The 19,832-nt window shown below is 37.9% G+C and carries 13 protein-coding genes, 1 tRNA gene and 7 pseudogenes; 9 read left to right on the top strand and 12 right to left on the bottom strand.

The window, feature by feature from the left end; all coding sequences use genetic code 11:
- Positions 1-67: 67 nt before the first annotated feature.
- The 7 genes and pseudogenes from LZ575_RS17160 to LZ575_RS17130 all read left to right on the top strand — a co-directional run bounded on the left by LZ575_RS17160 (position 68) and on the right by LZ575_RS17130 (position 7,027).
- A pseudogene (locus tag LZ575_RS17160) lies at positions 68-2,465 on the top strand (efflux RND transporter permease subunit).
- A 77-nt stretch (positions 2,466-2,542) separates the two neighbouring features.
- Positions 2,543-3,986, top strand: a pseudogene (asnS, locus tag LZ575_RS17155) (asparagine--tRNA ligase).
- A 9-nt stretch (positions 3,987-3,995) separates the two neighbouring features.
- Positions 3,996-4,424: a hypothetical protein gene (locus tag LZ575_RS17150; protein WP_235325937.1), complete on the top strand. Its 429-nt coding sequence runs from the start codon at positions 3,996-3,998 to the stop codon at positions 4,422-4,424.
- Positions 4,424-4,720, top strand: a complete 297-nt coding sequence (locus LZ575_RS17145; protein ID WP_311196125.1) for a pseudouridine synthase — start codon at positions 4,424-4,426, stop codon at positions 4,718-4,720. Before LZ575_RS17150 ends, LZ575_RS17145 begins: the two co-directional genes overlap by 1 nt.
- A complete protein-coding gene (locus LZ575_RS17140) occupies positions 4,680-4,853 on the top strand; it encodes a hypothetical protein (RefSeq protein ID WP_235325935.1) in 174 nt (57 codons plus the stop codon). Before LZ575_RS17145 ends, LZ575_RS17140 begins: the two co-directional genes overlap by 41 nt.
- Before the next feature lie 105 nt (positions 4,854-4,958).
- Complete coding sequence (gene rpoN / locus LZ575_RS17135; RefSeq protein ID WP_235325933.1) at positions 4,959-6,422, top strand: RNA polymerase factor sigma-54; 1,464 nt, start codon at positions 4,959-4,961, stop codon at positions 6,420-6,422.
- Entirely contained in the window at positions 6,422-7,027 is a 606-nt protein-coding gene (locus LZ575_RS17130) for a hypothetical protein (protein ID WP_235325931.1), read from the top strand. Before rpoN ends, LZ575_RS17130 begins: the two co-directional genes overlap by 1 nt.
- Here LZ575_RS17130 and LZ575_RS17125 read toward each other — a convergent pair.
- From LZ575_RS17125 to LZ575_RS17085, 9 genes and pseudogenes are all read right to left on the bottom strand, one after another.
- Positions 7,022-7,720, bottom strand: coding sequence for a porin family protein (locus LZ575_RS17125; RefSeq protein WP_235325929.1), 699 nt, complete (start codon positions 7,718-7,720; stop codon positions 7,022-7,024). The two genes, LZ575_RS17130 and LZ575_RS17125, sit on opposite strands and share 6 nt — an antisense overlap.
- Positions 7,721-7,817: 97 nt before the next feature.
- A complete protein-coding gene (locus tag LZ575_RS17120; protein ID WP_235325927.1) occupies positions 7,818-8,294 on the bottom strand; it encodes a biopolymer transporter ExbD in 477 nt (158 codons plus the stop codon).
- Between the two features lie 12 nt (positions 8,295-8,306).
- Positions 8,307-8,915 (bottom strand): biopolymer transporter ExbD, encoded by a 609-nt coding sequence (locus LZ575_RS17115; RefSeq protein WP_235325925.1) that lies wholly within the window; start codon positions 8,913-8,915, stop codon positions 8,307-8,309.
- Between the two features lie 87 nt (positions 8,916-9,002).
- On the bottom strand, positions 9,003-9,362 hold the full coding sequence (locus LZ575_RS17110) for a hypothetical protein (protein ID WP_311195842.1): 360 nt from the start codon (positions 9,360-9,362) through the stop codon (positions 9,003-9,005).
- Between the two features lie 12 nt (positions 9,363-9,374).
- Positions 9,375-10,172 carry a MotA/TolQ/ExbB proton channel family protein gene (locus LZ575_RS17105; protein WP_235325922.1) on the bottom strand — a complete coding sequence of 266 codons (798 nt, stop codon included), beginning with the start codon at positions 10,170-10,172 and terminating at the stop codon, positions 9,375-9,377.
- A gap of 67 nt (positions 10,173-10,239) precedes the next feature.
- Positions 10,240-10,327: transfer RNA gene (locus LZ575_RS17100), tRNA-Ser, on the bottom strand.
- Positions 10,328-10,398: 71 nt separating this feature from the next.
- A pseudogene (locus tag LZ575_RS17095) lies at positions 10,399-11,431 on the bottom strand (asparaginase).
- The gene (locus LZ575_RS17090; protein WP_235325920.1) at positions 11,415-12,557 is read right to left on the bottom strand and encodes a 1-acyl-sn-glycerol-3-phosphate acyltransferase; all 1,143 of its coding nucleotides are present in this window, start codon (positions 12,555-12,557) and stop codon (positions 11,415-11,417) included. Before LZ575_RS17090 ends, LZ575_RS17095 begins: the two are co-directional and overlap by 17 nt.
- 54 nt (positions 12,558-12,611) lie before the next feature.
- Positions 12,612-13,377, bottom strand: a pseudogene (locus tag LZ575_RS17085) (TatD family hydrolase).
- Between the two features lie 52 nt (positions 13,378-13,429).
- On the opposite strand from LZ575_RS17085, the pseudogene LZ575_RS17080 reads away from it, so the two are divergent.
- Positions 13,430-13,869: pseudogene (locus LZ575_RS17080) on the top strand (retropepsin-like aspartic protease).
- A gap of 263 nt (positions 13,870-14,132) precedes the next feature.
- On the opposite strand, the pseudogene odhB reads toward LZ575_RS17080, so the two are convergent.
- Both odhB and LZ575_RS17065 read right to left on the bottom strand, forming a co-directional pair.
- Positions 14,133-15,409 (bottom strand): annotated as a pseudogene (gene odhB / locus LZ575_RS17075) (2-oxoglutarate dehydrogenase complex dihydrolipoyllysine-residue succinyltransferase).
- Positions 15,410-15,475: 66 nt separating this feature from the next.
- Positions 15,476-18,258, bottom strand: a pseudogene (locus LZ575_RS17065) (2-oxoglutarate dehydrogenase E1 component).
- A 110-nt stretch (positions 18,259-18,368) separates the two neighbouring features.
- On the opposite strand from LZ575_RS17065, the gene LZ575_RS17060 reads away from it, so the two are divergent.
- Positions 18,369-18,848 (top strand): alpha-ketoglutarate decarboxylase, encoded by a 480-nt coding sequence (locus tag LZ575_RS17060; RefSeq protein ID WP_235325918.1) that lies wholly within the window; start codon positions 18,369-18,371, stop codon positions 18,846-18,848.
- Between the two features lie 66 nt (positions 18,849-18,914).
- Here LZ575_RS17060 and LZ575_RS17055 read toward each other — a convergent pair whose 3' ends face one another.
- The gene (locus tag LZ575_RS17055) at positions 18,915-19,799 is read right to left on the bottom strand and encodes a polyprenyl synthetase family protein (protein ID WP_311195841.1); all 885 of its coding nucleotides are present in this window, start codon (positions 19,797-19,799) and stop codon (positions 18,915-18,917) included.
- Between the last annotated feature and the right edge of the window lie 33 nt (positions 19,800-19,832).

Genomic DNA, 19,832 nt, shown 5'->3' with positions numbered 1-19,832 from the left:
TTAATTAGCTTAAAATCAATATATACCATTGCCTTTTTTTACCTTTGCGCTCGCTTAAAAAACACCAATGTCCAAAATTTTTAGTTTTGATTTCTGGAATTCCATTGCTCGCGTAATTCTAAGAAATCGACTGGTTTTTATAACAATTATAGTAGGTATTACTATTTTTCTCTCTACCCAATGGCAGTATATGCGTTTTTCATATACTGAAGCTAATTTATTGCCAGACGATCATGAGATCAATTTAGAATACAATCGGTTCCTCGATAAATTTGGGGAAGAAGGAAATATAATTGTCCTGGCGATAAAAGATTCTTCACTCTTCACCCCCGAAAAATTTACTGCCTGGAATAAGCTTTCAGAAGAATTTAAATCCTTTTCAGAAGTTGAAAATGTTATTGCTATAGGCAATCTAAAAACTTTGGAAAAATTTGAAGATCCTAACAGGTTTGAGATGGTTCCTTTTATTGAGCAGAAGAAATGGTCATCACAGGAAGTTCAACAGTATAAGGAGGATCTATTTAACAATCTTCCTTTTTACGAGAACCTGGTCTACAGCAAAAACTCTAATACCGTACAAACTGCCATTTACCTTGAAGAATCTATTGTAAATTCAAAAGAGAGGAAAATCTTTGTTACAGAAAAGTTGCAGCCACTAATCGCCGATTTTGAGAATAAAAATGATTTGGAGGTTTATGTATCGGGAATGCCGTACATACGTACTCTTAATTCTATTAATATTATTGACGAGATCGGCCTCTTTATTGGGGCTGCGTTACTTGTTACTTCCCTTATATTCTTTTTCTTTTTCCGGTCCATAAGAGCTACCGTAATCTCTATGGTTACTGTAATGATTGGAGTAATGTGGGCCTTCGGAATTATTGGCCTTTTTAATTATGAAATTACCGTACTTACGGCACTCATTCCGCCATTGATAATTGTAATTGGGATACCCAACTGTATTTTTCTGATAAATAAATATCAGCAGGAGGTGAAGAATCATGGAAATCAGGCAAAGTCTCTTCAACGGGTTATTACGAAAGTAGGAAATGCCACCCTACTAACCAATGTCACAACTGCATCGGGTTTTGCAACCTTTATTCTTACTGACAGTACGCTACTCAAAGAATTTGGTATTGTAGCATCTATTAATATTCTCGCGATATTCCTGTTGAGTTTAATCATAATCCCCATTATTTACAGCTATATGCGGCTTCCAAAGGATAAACATCTAAAACACTTAAATAAGAGGTGGATAGAAGGTTTTGTTTCCTGGATGGAGAATATGGTGAGAAACAGGAGGTTTTCCATTTATGCTACCTCTGTTCTATTGCTGGCCATAAGCATCATAGGTATTTATAACATTAAAATTTCCGGAAGCCTTCTGGAAGATATGCCCCAGGAAGCTGATTTTTTTAAAGATGTGAAATTTTTTGAAGACGAATTTAATGGGGTTATGCCATTGGAAATCGTCATAGACACAAAACGTCCCAGGGGAGCAATGTCCCTTTCCAACCTTAAGAGAATGGAATCCCTGGAAACTGCTATAGCCGAGGTGCCAGAATTATCTTCTCCCCTCTCTGTTGTTAGACTGGCCAAGTATTCGAAACAGGCATACTATAATGGAAATCCCAAATATTATCAACTACCTTCTTCACAGGAGCAAAATTTTATATCTTCTTATTTAAAAGGAATTTCAGGTGATGGAAATATACTTTCCTCTTATGTAGATTCAACCGGACGTTATGCGAGAATGACCACCTTTATGAAGGACATAGGGACAGAAGAAATGGAAAGAATTGAAGAAAACCTTCAGCCGCAAATAGAAAAGATCTTTACTGAAGAACGCTATGAGGTAAGTCTTACAGGGAAAGCTCTTATCTTTCAAAAAGGAACAAATTACCTGGTAAAAAATCTTATAATTTCCCTGTCGCTGGCCATTATACTTATTGCTTTATTAATGGCCTGGATGTTTAGATCTTTCAGGATGATCCTTGTTTCGCTCATTCCAAACCTTCTGCCTTTGATAGTTACAGCCGGAATGATGGGTTTTTTAGGTATTCCAATTAAACCCTCCACCATCCTCGTTTTTAGCATTGCCTTTGGAATATCAGTAGACGACACTATACATTTTCTGGCTAAATACAGGCAGGAGTTAAAAGCGAATGACTGGAAAATAAAGAGATCTGTTTATGCAGCCCTCAGGGAAACAGGTGTGTCTATGTTTTATACATCTATTGTACTGTTTTTCGGCTTTTCCGTATTTATGATTAGCAGTTTTGGAGGCACTGTTGCTTTGGGAGGATTAGTTTCTGCCACACTTCTTTTTGCAATGCTTGCCAACCTTCTTTTATTACCTTCGCTGCTGTTATCTCTTGAAAAGAGTATTGCAAACAGGGAAACTTTAAAAGAGCTAAGCAATGCAAATTATTACTGAAGATGATGACATTTTAAAAGATGAGTAACCACACGAAAATCAAAATTACTCCCTTGGTAAGCTAGCAAGGAAGATTTATCTTTGATTTTTCAAAAATTTAAATAAATGATCAAAGCAAAAATTGCTGAATTATTAAATAGCGACCAGTTTTTACAGGAAGTTGAAGTTAATGGCTGGGTAAGGTCTTTTAGAAGTAACAGGTTTATTGCAGTTAATGATGGCTCAACTATTAATAATATCCAGTGTGTTATAGATTTTGAAAACACGGGGGAGGAAATATTAAAGAGAATTACAGTAGGAGCTGCAGTAAGGGTCACAGGAACACTTAAAGAGAGCCTGGGAAGCCAGCAAAGCGTTGAAGTTGAAGTTAATAAGATTGAAATTCTGGGAGATGCAAATCCTGAAGAAGTGAAATTAACTATTTTGTCTCCTAAACGCCATACTCTGGAAAAACTGCGGGAGCAGGCTCATTTACGGGTGCGAACCAATACTTTTGGAGCTGTAATGAGAGTGAGGAGTAAACTGGCATTTGCTGTACACAGCTATTTTCAACAAAATAATTTTCACTACGTAAATACCCCCATAATCACTGGTAGCGATGCTGAAGGAGCAGGGGAAATGTTTAAAGTCACTGCTTTTGATCTAAAGAACCCTCCTAAGAATGAAGACGGCAGCATAGACTTTAAAAAGGATTTCTTCGGAAAGGAAACTAATTTGACGGTCTCGGGTCAACTTGAGGGGGGAAGTATATGCGATGGGATTAGGGCAAATCTACACATTTGGTCCAACTTTTAGAGCCGAAAATTCCAACACATCCCGCCATCTTGCAGAATTTTGGATGGTAGAACCAGAAATGGCTTTTTGCGATCTTGATCAAAATATGGATCTGGCTGAAGATTTTATAAAATTTGTAGTTAACTACGCTCTGGAAAATTGTAAAGATGATCTTGAATTCCTGGCAGCAAGACAGGAAGGTGAAGATAAAACAAAGCCACAGGAGGAACGAAGTGAGATGAGCCTTCTAGCAAAACTTCAATTTGTAACAGAAAATAATTTTAAAAGAGTAAGTTATACTGAAGCTATTGACATACTTAAAAATTCCAAACCTAACAAGAAGAAAAAATTTCAGTATATCATAGAAGAATGGGGAGCAGATCTTCAAAGCGAACACGAACGTTTTCTTGTGGAGAAACACTTTAAATGTCCAGTAATACTATTTGATTATCCGGCGAACATCAAGGCCTTCTATATGCGCCTTAATGAGGACGAAAAAACAGTACGTGCAATGGACATTCTGTTTCCCGGAATTGGAGAAATTGTGGGAGGATCTCAAAGAGAAGAACGATTGGATGTATTGACCAGGAAAATGAAAGCGCTGGATATTGACGAGAAAGAACTATGGTGGTACCTTGATACCCGGAGATTTGGTACCTGCGTGCACAGCGGCTTTGGTCTTGGATTTGAACGTTTAGTGCAGTTCGTAACAGGAATGACCAATATTAGAGATGTTATACCATTTCCACGTACCCCTCAAAATGCAGAATTTTAATCCAGAAATTTGAAAATACTTGAAACGCATATTGTTCCTGCAATTTCAGAAGAAATTCGGTTGCAGGATTATGCGCCTCAGGTATTTAAGATCATTTCCTCCCGTAGCGGGATAAAAAAAGCCATTAAGAGGGAGGAAATTTTAATTGATGGCAAAATTGGAAAAACATCAGACTGGGTAAAGCCAAATCAAAAAATTGAGCTTCTTCAGCAGGAAAAGCAGGAAAAAAAGATTTTTCAGCTAAAACTGGAAGTGGTTTTTGAAGATCAATATCTGGCAGTGGTGAATAAACCTGCAGGATATCCCACCAGTGGGAACTTCTTCAAAACTATTGAAAACGCCTTACCTTTTAATTTACAAGCTTCTCAAGAAGACGATTCGTTACCTTATCCTCTACCCGTACACCTAAGCTTGACAATCCTACAAGTGGACTATTAATTGTTGCTAAAACACGGCAGGCCCAGGCAATTCTTTCTCAAAGCTTTGAAGAACGGCGCGTTCAAAAGATCTATTTAGCACTAGTAGCTGGAAAGGCACCTAATAAGGCCGTTTATAATGATGAGCTGGAAGGAAAATCGGCAGTTACCACTACAACTCTTTTAAAAGAATATTTAATAAACGGCAGGTTCTATTCTTTATTAGAAGTTTCTCCGCACACTAAGTCGAACTCATCAAATAAGAAAACACCTCTCGATGCACAACTTACCAATAATAGGAGAAGATCTTTATGGTAGTGGCACACCCCTGCCTTCCTTTAAAGGTTTATATCTCGCGGCTATTGGATTAAAATTTTCTCATCCCATAAGTGGTGTGCCTTTATCTTTAAATTTACCTCTTCCAAAGAAGTTTAGGGCATTCTCCCTTTAACAACTAAAAGTTCATCTTAACAAAAATTTACCAGCAGCATTACTATGCCAAAGCTGCATTAGCATTGTTTTTGCTTAAATTTGTAGAAAGAGACTATTATTATTTATGCTAAAACAGCAATTAAATTTTAAATTATCACAGAAGCTTTCCCCTCAACAAATACAGTTGATGAAGCTTATTCAATTGCCTACCCAGGCTTTTGAACAACGCATCAAGCAGGAACTTGAAGAGAATCCTGCCCTGGAAGACGGAAAAGAAGATTTTGATGCCGATTTTGATGAGGAGTTCTCAAATAATGAATATGAAGATGATGATTACGGCAATGAAACTATAGAGAGTGATATTGACGTCGATGAATATCTTAGCGATGACGAGATCCCTAATTATAGACTGCAGGCAAATAATTACAGTGCCGATGATGAAGACAGGGAAGTACCATATGCTTCAGGAACATCTTTTGCACAATACCTTAAATCCCAGCTTAGCACCTTCCGCCTGAGCGAAACAGAAAAAGAAATAGCAGAGTTTCTGGTAGGCAGTGTGGACGAAAGTGGATACATACGCCGTAGCATTCAGGATATAGTAGATGACCTTGCCTTCACCCAAAATGTATATACCGATGAGCCTACCGTAGAAAAGGTATTAAAATACGTTCAGGAACTGGATCCCGCGGGAGTGGGCGCAAGAAACCTTCAGGAATGTCTTCTTATTCAGCTGCATCGAAAAGAGCCTAAAAAAGATGTTTCCCTGGCTATAGACCTTCTGGAAAAATCCTTTGACCACTTCAGTAAAAAACATTATGCCAAGCTCCTTACCCGTCACGATATTAGTGAGGATGAATTACGGGATGCAATAGATGTTATTGAACATTTAAACCCAAAACCGGGAGGAACCTTTTCTGGCAATACCCGAATGGTTGAGCACGTAATTCCAGATTTCACAATTAAAATAGTGGATGGAGAGCTGGAATTAAGTTTGAACGGAAGGAATGCTCCTGAAATGCATATTTCTAATGACTATAATAATATGCTGAAGGGCTATAAAGAGTCAAAGGAAAAAACAAAAGCACAAAAGGACGCAGTTTTATTTATTAAACAAAAGCTTGACTCGGCAAAGTGGTTTATTGAAGCTATAAAGCAAAGACAACAGACCTTAATGGTGACTATGAGTTCCATTATGCATTACCAGAAGGAATATTTTCTTTCAGGGGATGAACGTAACCTACGTCCTATGATCCTTAAAGATATTGCCGATGAAATTGGCATGGATGTTTCTACCGTCTCCCGTGTAGCCAATAGTAAATATGTAGATACTCCTTACGGAACCAAGCTCATCAAGGAATTCTTTTCTGAATCTATGAAAAACGACCAGGGAGAAGATGTTTCTACAAGAGAAATAAAGAAGATTCTGGAGATGTCTATTGAAGATGAAGACAAGAGAAAACCTTTGACAGATGAGAAACTGGCAAAATTATTAAAACAAAAAGGATATCCAATAGCACGGCGTACAGTTGCCAAATATAGAGAACAACTGGATATTCCTGTTGCCAGGATGAGAAAGGAAATTTAATGAGGTGGTTCGTTAAAAGCGCGTCATACCTGTTTCATCCTGTTTGGATGCCTTTCCTGGGAAGCCTTATTTATTTTGTTGTAACACCCCGGTTTTTTCCTCTCCCGCTTATTAAGGCAAAGCTACTGGCTATTGCAATTACAACAATGTTCATTCCTATTGTGTTTTATTTCCTGCTGAAGAACCTGGGAAAAGCTCATTCTCTTTTCCTTAGTGATGTAAAGGAAAGACGCTGGCCCCTGTTTTTCTTTAATCTCCTTATTTGCCTGAATCTTTACCAGATCCTGGATGTTTATAATTTTCCGGCCCTTTACTATTTCTTCGTCGGAATTTTATTTTCCTCGATCACGGGATTTCTCCTGGCTCTTGTTAAACTGAAGATTAGCCTGCATATGGTGGGACTTAGCGGAATTTTAATGTTTGTATTAGCTCTAAGCATCTTCTACAGAATAAACCTCATTTACACCATATCTTTTATGATAGTGGCCATAGGATTAACTGCAACTTCCAGAATGGAACTTAAAGCCCACACCTGGCTGGAATTGATCCTTGGATTTTTTATTGGCCTGGTCCCTCAAATCATTGTATTGAACTTCTGGCTATAAAATATAGAACATTAAACCCAGCTTTAGAGTGGACATACCTATTTCAGACTGATTAAGGGCAGCATCCTGAAAGAAGGGATTCAGGCTGTAGTATACGTGAAAGTTAAAAGTATTATAGCCGAACGTCAGGGTGCTTCCTATCCTGAATCGCTGAAATTCCGGAACTTCTTTCTGCATTACCTGATTGCCGTCCTGTTTAAAGTTTGTTTTAAGAAAATAAGCGTAACCCAGCCGCACTCCCGCATATACTCTCCAGAACTTATAAGTCTCCGGGGTAGAGGTACGCCACCTAAATTCTATAGGTACTTCAATAAGATGAGTGGACAACCTATTAGTGTCATACTCAATATCCCGGGCATTTAGATCCCTGAAAATAGTTTTCCCCTCCTCATCCTCACCAATGAACAATTCATGTCCATAGGTATTAATGGACCATCCCAAACCTGCACCCAGTGCAATATTACGTCTTTGATTAATAGGAAAATCCCGAATAAACCCTAAGTGAAAACCTCCCGAAAATGCTTTTTGGGTTACCTCGCCGGGTAAATCTGTCAATAAATGGAAAGTTAAACCCACATAAATCTGGTCTTCCCGATAAGCACTATCTATTACTGTTGGCGCTATAATAGTTTCCTGAGCAATTGCTGATATTGATACCAGGTTTCCAACCAGGAAGAGAAATAAATTCTTCATTAATTACAGATGTAAAAGACGAAAGATAAAAGTAAAAAAAAACATCCCAAAACCGGATGCACTTAAGTGGGATGTTTTAAACAGTAATATAATTATTTTAATTTCTACCTACCTCACCTGTTAAGGTTGTGTAGTTTATCTTAAGTGCTTCAGCTTTTCTAAGCTCCTGCTTAATATCTGATACAAGACCCATATTAGTTTCTACGTCAACTTTTAAGGCCGTAGTAAGGTAAGGGATTAACTCCTCACGCTTGGATTCTCTTTCAGAATATATAAACTGCTGCACTTCACTCACATCAGCAAACTTGTCGTTTAACTGTATACGTGCTTCTGTACCAAAACGTTGTTGATATCTCTGGCTTGGCTTACCCGCATAGATATACATTACCAGGTCCTTTTTATCCAACTTCTCTACCTGATCTGCAAACGGTAATTGATTTTGAACCATCAATGTATTTTGACGCATTACCGTAGCAACCATGAAGAAGAAAAGTAGCATAAAAACAATATCGGGAAGGGAAGCCGTACTAATTGCAGGCAATTCTCCGCTCTTTTTCTTTTTAAATTTACTCATAATTCTTCTCTTTTAACTTGTTGGCTCTGCTTCAGATAGTTTTTGAGGATACATTTCTTTAACAATATCGATCTTCTCTCCTAAAGCTTCTCTATCACCTCTAAAATTAGGATCATTGTACTGAGCCTCCATTTCCTGGAAACTTCTTCCATAAAGCCTTTGAGCCTCACGGTTCCTCAACTCATTGTAGGCTGCAACCAATTCATTTTGAACAGATATATAAGTTCTATATTCCGTTTTTCGGTCGTTCACCAACGAGATAATTGCTTTTTCAGGATTATCTGAAGATGCGGGATCTCTCGGTCCCTGGCAATAATCACATGCCTCCTCACCTGTTCCGGCACCATTATCTAGAAATTCAACTGCTGCCTGACGTAGAGCAGAAAGTTCCATTACTTCCTCTTCAACAAGAAGCTCATTATTTCTGTTCACAATAACAGTAAAGATGTTCTTCTGTTTAATAATAAGCGGTACAACATTGTCTTCTGGGATAGGAGGCAGTTTCCTGCTTATCCCACGATCTGTCTCAATGGTTGTAGTTACCAGGAAGAAAATCAATAGCAGGAATGCTATATCGGCCATAGACCCGGCATTAACTTCTGGTGATGCTCTTCTTGCCATAATAGTATTATTTAATTAGTTTCCTTATTCCGGAGACTACCATTGCACCTACCGCAATTGCAGCCAGGATATAGAAAGTAATCAAACTTAAGCACCAACCCAATGATCAGTACTGGCCGATAGAATTTCTCCATCCTTTAATGTTTTCTGAGTTCCATCAGAAAGCACGTAAGCTACTGCTACAATAAGTAAGAATGCACCTACTGAAATAAGCGTGTTTTTAATATTTCCTCTAAACAGACCTTTAATAACAAAGAATATAACAAGCACCAGGATCACTGCCATAACTATATAGGCCAGCCAGAGAAATGGAGTTACTACACTTTGCTGGGTCGCAGCAGAGGATTCTATAGCATCATCGTAAGTCATAATAATCCTACCCAGAAGGATAAGACCTATCACACCAATAACGAGTGCCAGATATTTTAAGATTTTATGAATGGTCATAGTTTATTGCTCTTAGATTCTTTTTCTGTTTTTGTAGTCAACAAGCATGTCGATAAGAAGAATAGAAGCATCTTCCATATCATTAACAATACTATCAATCTTAGCGATAATGTAGTTATAGAAAATTTGAAGAATAATAGCAACAATTAAACCAAATACAGTAGTAAGAAGTGCTACTTTAATACCTCCTGCTACCAAAGATGGTTGCATATCTCCTGCAGCTTCGATTCTATCGAAGGCCTGAATCATCCCTATTACCGTACCCATGAACCCAAGCATAGGAGCAAGAGCAATAAAAAGAGATACCCAGGAAACGTTTTTCTCTAACGTTCCCATTTGAACACCACCATAAGCAACAACTGCTTTCTCTGCAGCTTCAATGCTCTCATCGGCTCTATCAAGACCCTGGTAGTATATAGAAGCAACAGGACCTCTTGTATTACGACAAACTTCTTTAGCAGCTTCAATCCCGCCACTGTTTAAAGCGTCTTCAACATCCTGTGCAAGTTTTCTTGTATTTGTAGTAGAAAGGTTTAAAAAGATAATTCTCTCAATGGCAATGGCCAGTCCAAGAATTAAACACAAAAGAACGATCCCCATAAAGCCAGGGCCTCCTTCAATAAATCGTCTTTTTAATTCCTGGTGAAAACCAACGGATTCTTCCTCTTGTGTATCGAGGGCTACTTCTTCATCCTGAATAAAATTCACGATATTATCCGGCTGTGCAGTCACATAATTAGTCGCGTTTACTTGCGCAGCTCCAAATAACATAATCGAAGCGATTACCAAAGTTGAAAATAATCTTTTCATTACTGTTTCTTAATTAATTAGTTAAAGGGTTAAAGATATAAAAATAATTTTTTATTAAAAACACTTGCAGAGAGGAAGGGATTCGAACCCTCGATACCCTTGTGGGGTATACACACTTTCCAGGCGTGCGCCTTCGACCACTCGGCCACCTCTCTATTAAGCTGTTCTAAATTGGTGCGCCAAATAACAAAAAAAAACCATTACCATCAAATAAGATTCGTTAATTTTATAACATTTCCCCACGCAGGGAAGTTTCAAAAATTGTCTTAAAAACCTCTGGTGACAGTTCTTTCCCCAAAAGATACATCAATTTTGCAACTGCTGCTTCAGTTGTGATATCTTTTCCTGACACCACTCCTATTTTCTTTAGTTGCGTACTTGTCTCATATTGACCCATTGAGACACTTCCTGCTATACATTGAGTGACATTTACTACCACCAATCCGCGGGAAATATATTTTTTTAAAATTTTAATAAACCATTTGTCGGTAGGGGCATTTCCACTTCCAAAAGTTTCCAAAATAACCCCTTTTAAATTTTTTCTCGAGAGAATATGATCAATCGTTTGCTCATTTATGCCCGGAAACATCTTTAAAATTAGAACATCTTCGTTAAGTTCTGTATGTAATTTTGTTTTTCTCCTCCTGTTCGTCTTCCAAAGTGCATTATAATTGACAGATAAATATACTCCAGATTCTACCAAAGCAGGATAATTAAGAGAGGAAAAAGCCTGAAAATGTTCCGCATTTAATTTAGTGGTTCGGTTTCCCCTGTAAAGTTTATATTCAAAATATAAACCAACTTCAGAGATAACCTAAGTTTCCCCTGCTTTTGTAATCCGGCGATCTGGATACTGGTAATAAGATTTTCTTTAGCATCAGTCCTTAAATCTCCAATTGGTAATTGGGAACTTAGGTGAAAATAATAGGTTTGGTAAGATCTTCAAACATAAAACTTAGAGCAGCTGCAGAATACGACATGGTATCGCTGCCGTGCAAAACCACAAAACCGTCATATTTCTCATATCGCTCCTCTATTATCCGGGCAAGTGATACCCAGTAAACAGGGTTCATATTTGAAGAATCAATTGGTTCTTTGAAGCTTACAGTATCTATAGTATGCTCCAGAAGCTTTAACTCAGGGATATTCTGCAAAAGCTCACTAAAGTTAAAAGCTTTTAAAGCACCCGTTTCAAAATCTTTGATCATACCAATGGTACCATAAGTATAAATAAGTAAAATTCTAGATTTTGCCTTCATTAAGAGCTTCCTTATTTATAACAGGATTGGCATACATTAAAAGGTAGCTATTCACTTCCAGGGAATTTTCACAGTTTATTCTACGGGTGAGACGTCGTTCAAATTGCCTTTTTTCTTTCTGAGTATATTTTGAAGAATGACTGTCGTTATTAAGGAGAAGATCACAGGCTATATAATTGGAAGGCCACAATTTATAATTAGAGTGAATCTCTTTATCTATATTTAAAGTAATTGTTTTAAGAAAATCATTTACAGAGGATTCTTGTTTTACAACAGGCTCAAACCATTCTTTAGTAAAAACTTTCCCTGCCTCTATATGAATGCGCCCTTTATTTCCTAATGCCCCCTTCATAATAGATTTAAAATCCTCATTTGCAGATTTCACATAAGTTTCCTCCATTCTTTTCGCCATAATTTCTGGCATTTTCATGATATCTGTAGGATCAAATTCATAAGAAATGGAAACAGGAACAATTTTAATTTTTGAAAAATATTCTGAAAGACTCATCTCTCCCTTGGCCATTGCCAGCATTTTTAAAACGCCCTGTTGAGTGGTATCATTCCCATCTTTTGTACGACCTTCCCGCTGCGCCATCCAAACGGACCGATTTTCTTCAAAAAGCAGATGTTTAATATATTCGGAAAGATTCTGTGAGCTCTGAAGCATTGTTCTCGGGCTAAGTCCCCGCTGAACAAGAAAATTGCGATTAATTCTTGAAAGCATTAATAAAAATGGCTTCTGCACAAGATTGTCACCTATAGCTGAAGCTGTCATGATCAAATCCTGTTCATACAGGAGGTAGTTAAGGAGACAGGTATCCAGAATAATATCGCGATGATTGGAAATATATAGATAAGATTCATCCTTCTTCAGCTGGTCAAAACCACTATAGGTTAATCCTTCTGAACTTTTCTCCAGTACCCTTTGAACCGTTTTATAAATTATTTTTGTTTGAAAATCTCGAATCGAATGGCACTGAGCCGCTATTGCTTCAATTTCACTATAAGAATTTTCAGGAAAAGTAAATTGAAGCAAAGCTTTGATCATTGGATGATGCACATACTTTTTAAGTGCAGGCTGCACTTCCTCTTCATTATAAAATCTTATATCTTCGAATCTAGACACAGGCTTGGTTTGATTAGCTTAACAAAAGAACAAAATTAATATTTAAATATAGTTTTATCTACCGAAGATATCAAGGGAATTCCCTGTGGTTACAGCTGCTACTTCCTCAAGCGGAACATTATATAGTTCAGCTACTTTTCCGGCAATAATCTTCAGGTAAGAACTTTCATTCCTTTTACCTCTGTAAGGAGGTTGCAAGGTAAGGGGCATCTGTTTCCAGCACTATATTTTCTAAGGGTATTTCAGCCAAAAATTTATCCAGTCCACCATTCTTAAAGGTCACAACTCCACCTATCCCAAGTTTCATATTGTAGGAAAGTGCTCGCCGCGCCTGTTCAAGATTCCCGGTAAAGCAGTGGAATATTCCAAACAATTTTTCGTCCTTCTCCGTTTCTAAAACTTCAAAGACTTCATCAAAAGCATCACGGCAATGAATTACAATTGGTAAATCATAACTCCTGGCTAGCTTTATTTGGTGACGGAAAGCGATTTTTTGTTGCTCCAGAAGAGTTTTATCCCAAAAAAGGTCTATTCCTATTTCTCCCACCGCATAAAATTTTCTTTTCGCCAGCTCCTCTTCTACAAGTCTTAATTCCTCTTCATAATTCTCTTTGACTGATGTAGGATGCAGGCCCATCATCAAAAAAACATTGTCTGGAAAGTTCCTTTCAAGATCATACATAGCTTCTGTATGTGAAGAGTCTATGGCAGGAATAAAAAATCGCTTTACATCTTCTTCCATTGCATTCTTAACCATCTGTAATCGATCGCTTTGAAATTCTTTGGAGTATAAGTGTGTGTGGGTATCAGTTAAAATCATAAATGCAAAAATAATTTATTTTGAACACCTATCTTTGCTCAAAAGAAAAAGAATGTCCTCTTTAAAGAAGCTATTGATAGCTAAAGGCTACCATCGCATTAAACTAAATTACACCGAGACGAACCACTTCGAACTGGTGGCAAAGATCAATAAAATTGAAGGTAATTTCATATTAGATACAGGAGCCTCCAGCTCGTGCGTAGGCTTTGAAGCGGTTAAGCATTTTGAACTTCTGGCCGAAGACAGCGATATCAGGGCAGCTGGTGCTCAGGTGCTACTAACATGTTAACCCAAATAGCACAACAAAATAATATTGAAATTAAGGGCTGGAAAAAGAAAAAAATAGACCTGGTCCTTTTTGATCTCACTCACGTCAACGAAGCTCTCCTAAATCATAAAGCTGAAAAAGTTCACGGAATCATTGGTGCTGATATTCTTAAAAAAGGAAAGGCAGTAATTGATTACAAGAATAAGTCTCTCTACCTCAAATAAACAAAAAATGGGGAAATTTCCCCATACTCTTCCCTGGCATAATAAATTATATTAGTCATTATAATTATTAAAAGGGGGCAGTATGAATCAAGAGATAAAAAAAGGCTCAATAAGTGATTTGGGGATGGCTATTCTTGCTGTAGCAGTGGTGTTTGTACTACTTTTAAACATCTTAAATTTACTCGAGGTATTTTAGTAAACTGTAAAATAAAAAAAGCGGGCAGCAATAAATTTGCTGTCCGCTTTTTTTCTCTCTGAAGAAATTAAAGCTCCAAAGCTCTTTTTACATCATTATCCATTAGTAATTCTTCCGGATTTTCAAGAGCTTCTTTTACAGCTACCAGAAAACCTACAGATTCCTTACCGTCAATGATCCTGTGATCATAAGATAATGCAACGAACATTATAGGTCTTATCTCCACATGTCCATCTATTGCAACAGGCTAAGTCGACTATGTTGTGCATTCCAAGAATTGCACTTTGGGGTGGATTAATAATAGGCGTAGATAACATGGATCCAAACACTCCACCATTTGTAATAGTAAAGGTCCCACCAGTCATCTCATCTACTGTAATTTGTCCATCACGTGCTCTTAAAGCCAATCGCTTTACCTCATCTTCAATTCCCCGGAATCCAAGATTTTCAGCATTTCTTATTACCGGAACCATCAAACCTTTTGGTCCTGAAACAGCAATACTAATATCTTTAAAGTCGTACTTCACCTGGAAATCCCCATCAATCATAGAATTCACATCGGGAAATAGATCAAGTGCTCTAACAATTGCTAAAGTAAAAAAGGACATAAAACCTAATCCAACACCATGTTTATCTTTAAACTGGTCTTTGTACTGTTTTCTTAAAGAATAAATGGCAGACATGTCTACTTCGTTAAAAGTGGTAAGCATGGCCGTCTCATTCTTTGCACTTACAAGACGCTCTGCCACCTTTCGGCGAAGCATTGACATCTTTTTACGGGATTCCCCTCTCTTTCCGCGACCGGGAGTTCCCATTGAAGCTTTTGCCTGCACCGCATCTTCATGCGTAATCCTACCATCTCTGCTTGTTCCATTAACCGATTTTGAGTCTATCCCTTTCTCATCAAGAATTTTCTTTGCTGCCGGAGACGGAGTTCCTGTAGCGTAAGTCTTATCCTGTTTTTGAGAAGGAGTTGAAGACTTAGAAGGGGTCTCAGTTTTTGGTTCAGCTTTATTACTGTCAGCCTTAGATTCTGTTTTTTCTCGCTCCTCGGTAACTTCTTTTTCAGCACTTTCTTTTGCATCTCCTCCCCCGTCAGGCCTTGCTGCATCTGTATCAATGATACAAACCACCTGGCCAACGGCCACTGCGTCACCTTCTTCTGCCTTAAGGGTGATTATTCCGCTTGCCTCCGCTAAGCAATTCAAGCGTTGCCTTGTCACTATCAACTTCTGCAATTGCCTGATCTTTTTCTACGTAATCTCCATCTTTTACCAGCCATTGAGCAATTTCAACTTCTGTAATAGATTCTCCGGGAGAAGGAACTTTCATTTCTAAAGCCATGATCTTTTATTTATTTCTGCTTAAAATTAGTAAGCAATTTTAATTTTTATATTCTTATTCTATTTTTTAAACCATTGTCTTATCAAAAACGCTCTCAATTACCTTTTCGTGACGTTTTTTAAACCTTACAGCACTACCTGCAGCAGGGGACCCATAAAATCTTCGACTGCACACCCTAAAGTTCTTAGCTTCATCAAAGTGAAGTAACAAATGACTATAGGCTCCCATATTCCTTGGTTCTTCCTGCGCCCATACCAGGTCATCGGCATTTTTATATTTATCTATCATTTCCTTCATCTTATCGCAGGGCAATGGAAATAATTGTTCTACCCTCACTAGAGCCACGTCATCTCTTCCAATCTTTTCACGGTGCTCAAGAAGGTCATAATAAAATTTACCTGTACAAAATACCAGGGATTTTATTTTATTAACTTCAGCTTGCGAATCATCTATTAGAGTTTGGAAACTACCCTGGGCGAAGTCTTCTTTTGTAGAAATAACTTTTGGATGCCTCAACAAACTTTTTGGAGTAAATATAATTAAAGGCTTTCTAAATTTCACCTTCATCTGCCTGCGAAGTAAATGAAACATGTTGGCAGGTGTTGTAACATCTGCCACATACATATTATCTGTAGCACACAACTGAAGAAAACGCTCCATTCTTCCCGAAGAGTGTTCTGCTCCCTGACCCTCATATCCGTGCGGCAGAAACATCACCAATCCATTTTGCAGTTTCCATTTATCTTCAGCGGCCGAGATGTATTGATCCAGCATAATCTGGGCACCATTGACGAAATCACCAAACTGCGCTTCCCAAATAGTAAGAGTTGTAGGGCTGGCCATTGCATAACCGTAATCAAAACCTACCACTCCATATTCTGAAAGTAGCGAATTGTATATCCTGAAATCTCCTTTTTTATTCTTTATGTTGTTGTGAAGAATAATTTCTTCTTCACTGTCTTCGACTTTTACAATAGCATGCTTAAGTGAGAAAAAGTACCTCTTTCCACATCCTGACCGCTCATCCTCACATTATAACCTTCCAGCATCAAACTTCCATAAGCAAGTAATTCTGCCATGGCCCAATCCAGTTGATTATTGTCAAAATACATACTATGCCTGCCCTCAATAAGTTTCGCGATTTTGCGCATAAACTTTTTGTCTTCCGGAAGTTGGGTAATTACTTCTGCAATCTCATCCAGCTTTTGAATATCTATAGTAGTATCTACAGATTCCATCATTTGGTCTTCCTCTACATTTTCAAAACCTTCCCACTCGTCTTCCATAAAGGGAGTTATTTTGGTTTTGTCCTCTTTACGGGAATTTTCCAGATTTTCTTCAAGATTTGCCTTGTATTCTTCTTCAAGCTTACCTACATAATCTTTATCAATAACTCCACTTTTGATAAGCTTTTCAGCATAAATATCGCGGGGATTTTCATGTGAAGCTATAGCCTTATAAAGCTTAGGTTGAGTAAACCTTGGTTCATCACCTTCATTATGCCCATATTTCCTGTAGCCAAGTAGATCAATAAAAACGTCTCTCTTAAACTTCATTCTAAAATCCAGTGCGAATAAAGCCGCGTGTACAACAGCCTCTGCATCATCAGCATTTACGTGAAGGATAGGAGATAAAGTAACCTTTCCAACATCTGTACAATAAGTTGATGAGCGGCCATCCAGGTAATTGGTGGTAAATCCAATTTGGTTGTTTACCACGATATGAATAGTACCTCCTGTTTGGTAACCCTCCAGTTGAGCCATTTGTATGACTTCATAGACAACTCCCTGTCCTGCTATTGCAGCATCTCCATGCACTACAATAGGCAAAACTGAAGAATTATCTCCATTGTACCGCCTGTCCTGTTTTGCACGGGTAATTCCTTCTACAACCGGACCTACGGTCTCCAGGTGAGAAGGATTGGGCGCTATGTTTATATTAATTTCTTTACCGTTACGGGTTTTCCTGCAACTAGTCCATCCAAGGTGATATTTTACGTCCCCATCAAAAATATCCTGCTCGTAATCTTTCCCATCAAATTCACTAAATATGTCCTTCGCACTTTTACCAAAGATATTGGTAAGGGTGTTTAATCTTCCCCTGTGAGCCATACCCATTACGAACTCACGCACTCCTACATCTGCAGCTTTTTCTATAATAGCATCCAACGCCGGAATTAAACTTTCATTTCCTTCTAAGGAAAATCTCTTTTGACCCACGTATTTCGTATGCAAAAAGCTCTCAAACGAAACAGCTTCATTTAATTTTTTAAGGATGAGCTTTTTTTGCTCAGCAGTAAAATCAGGCTGATTATCGTTGATATTTAATTTATCCTGGATCCAGGAAATTTCTTCGGGTTTACGAATATACATATACTCAATTCCAATGGATTGACAGTAGATCCTGGACAGGTGGGTAATAATGTCCTTTAAAGTGGCAGAACCAATACCAATAACCTCCCCCGCATTAAATACAGTATCTAAATCTCCCTGTGATAATCCATAATTTTCAATATCCAGGGTAGGGGAATATTTTCTTCGCTCCCTCACAGGATTTGTTTGAGTAAACAAATGCCCTCTTGTGCGATAACCTTCGATAAGTTTTATAACCTTAAATTCTTTTTCAAGGTTTTGTAGTTGTGGCGCGCAATACTCTCCATCGACTGCATTTTCAATTACCTCTTCCCTTGCTTCTCCATTTGAAGAAGAGAGGCCATTTTGTCCAAAATCAAATCCCTGGAAAAATGCTCTCCAGCTTGGTTCTACGCTGTCAGGATTTTCCAGATATTGTTCATAAAGATCGGCGAAAAATGATGTATGTGCGGCGTTAAGAAATGAGAATCTATCCATAGTTGGAAACTAATGTTTCTTTTTTGTAAAACATCGCAAAAATACAACTTTTAGCTATTATAGCTTATAAGAATTGTTATATTTATCCCACACCTTATAAGAACTTTAACATGACAAAAGCACTAAATTTCATTAATCCCAAAGTTTTTTTTCTTTTGTTGTTTTTAATAATTTCAAACTCACAGATAAAGGCTCAGGGCATAGAGAAGAATCCTCAAAATCCTTCTAACTTCTGGGATCAGGTAAGATTGGGAGGAAGTTTAGGATTATCTTTTGGAAATGGGAATTTCACTGGCGCTCTTGCACCTTCTGCAGTTTATGATTTCAATTCTTATTTTTCTGCAGGTGTAGGCATAAGTGGAGCTTATGCCTCTCAAAGGAATTATAAAGCCACAAGTTTTGGGGGAAGTGTCATTGGAATGTTCAGGCCAATTCAGGCTATTCAGCTATCTGCGGAATATGAACAATTAAATATTAACACGCGGTATGAATTTGATGGCGGCAGTATGAAAGAACAATCCTGGGTTCCCGCTCTGTTTGTAGGATTAGGATATAATGCCGGGCTTAGTTGTTACCGGGGTTCGTTATAACCTCTTGCACGACGATGAAAAAAGTTTCTATGGAAGTGCCTTTATGCCTTTTGTAAGTATTTATTTTTAAACCTTCCTGTTCATTAGTAACAATCCAAAATTTCGAAGAAGCTCCTTTTTGTGTGCCGGGATGTCTATTCCTTCTAAAACTTCAAAAGCCAAAGTAGTATATTTCTCAATTTCTTTCCTTGCCAGATTTGAAGCTCCACTGCTTTCAAAAATGCTTTTTACAGCTGATATTTTTCCTGAAGTTTCAGGCGGGTTAATGGAATACAAATGCTCCAGTTGTCTTCCCTGTAATTCATCTGCTTCTGCCAGTGCAGTTAAATAGAGGAAGGTTTTTTTATTTTCTATAATGTCCCCTCCAATTTGTTTCCCGAAAGACTCAGGATCACCAAATACGTCCAGGTAATCATCCTGCAATTGAAAGGCTATTCCCAGTAATTTTCCAAATTCATAAACCGCTTCTTTACATTCTCCGGTAGTTTCAGCAACTATGGCTCCCATTTGTAGTGAGGCACCAACGAGTACTGCCGTTTTGTATTCGATCATTTTAAGATACTCTCCTATCTTCACATTATCCCGCGCTTCAAAATCAACATCATACTGCTGTCCTTCACAAACTTTAATTGCCGTCCTGCTGAATAACTGTGCCAATTCCTTAAATACCGGACCGTCATAATTTTCGAATAGCTGGTAAGCATTAATGAGCATTGCGTCCCCGGAAAGGATACCTGTATTAATATCCCATTTTTCGTGTACTGTGACATTGCCTCTTCTCAAAGGGGCATCATCCATAATATCATCATGGACAAGGGAGAAATTGTGAAATACTTCTATGGCTAAAGCTGCATCCAAAGCTTTTTTGTGAGAACAATCAAAGATTTCTGCAGCCATTAAAGTTAGGACAGGCCTTAGTCTCTTGCCTCCCAGATTTAAAATATAGATCATTGGCTCATAAAGATTCACTAAGTTCTTTAGAAG

Source organism: Antarcticibacterium sp. 1MA-6-2, from assembly GCF_021535135.1.
Taxonomy (GTDB): Bacteria; Bacteroidota; Bacteroidia; order Flavobacteriales; family Flavobacteriaceae; genus Gillisia.
The sequence above is the reverse complement of the archived record's forward strand: the minus strand, read 5'-3'. Positions and strand labels throughout refer to the sequence as shown.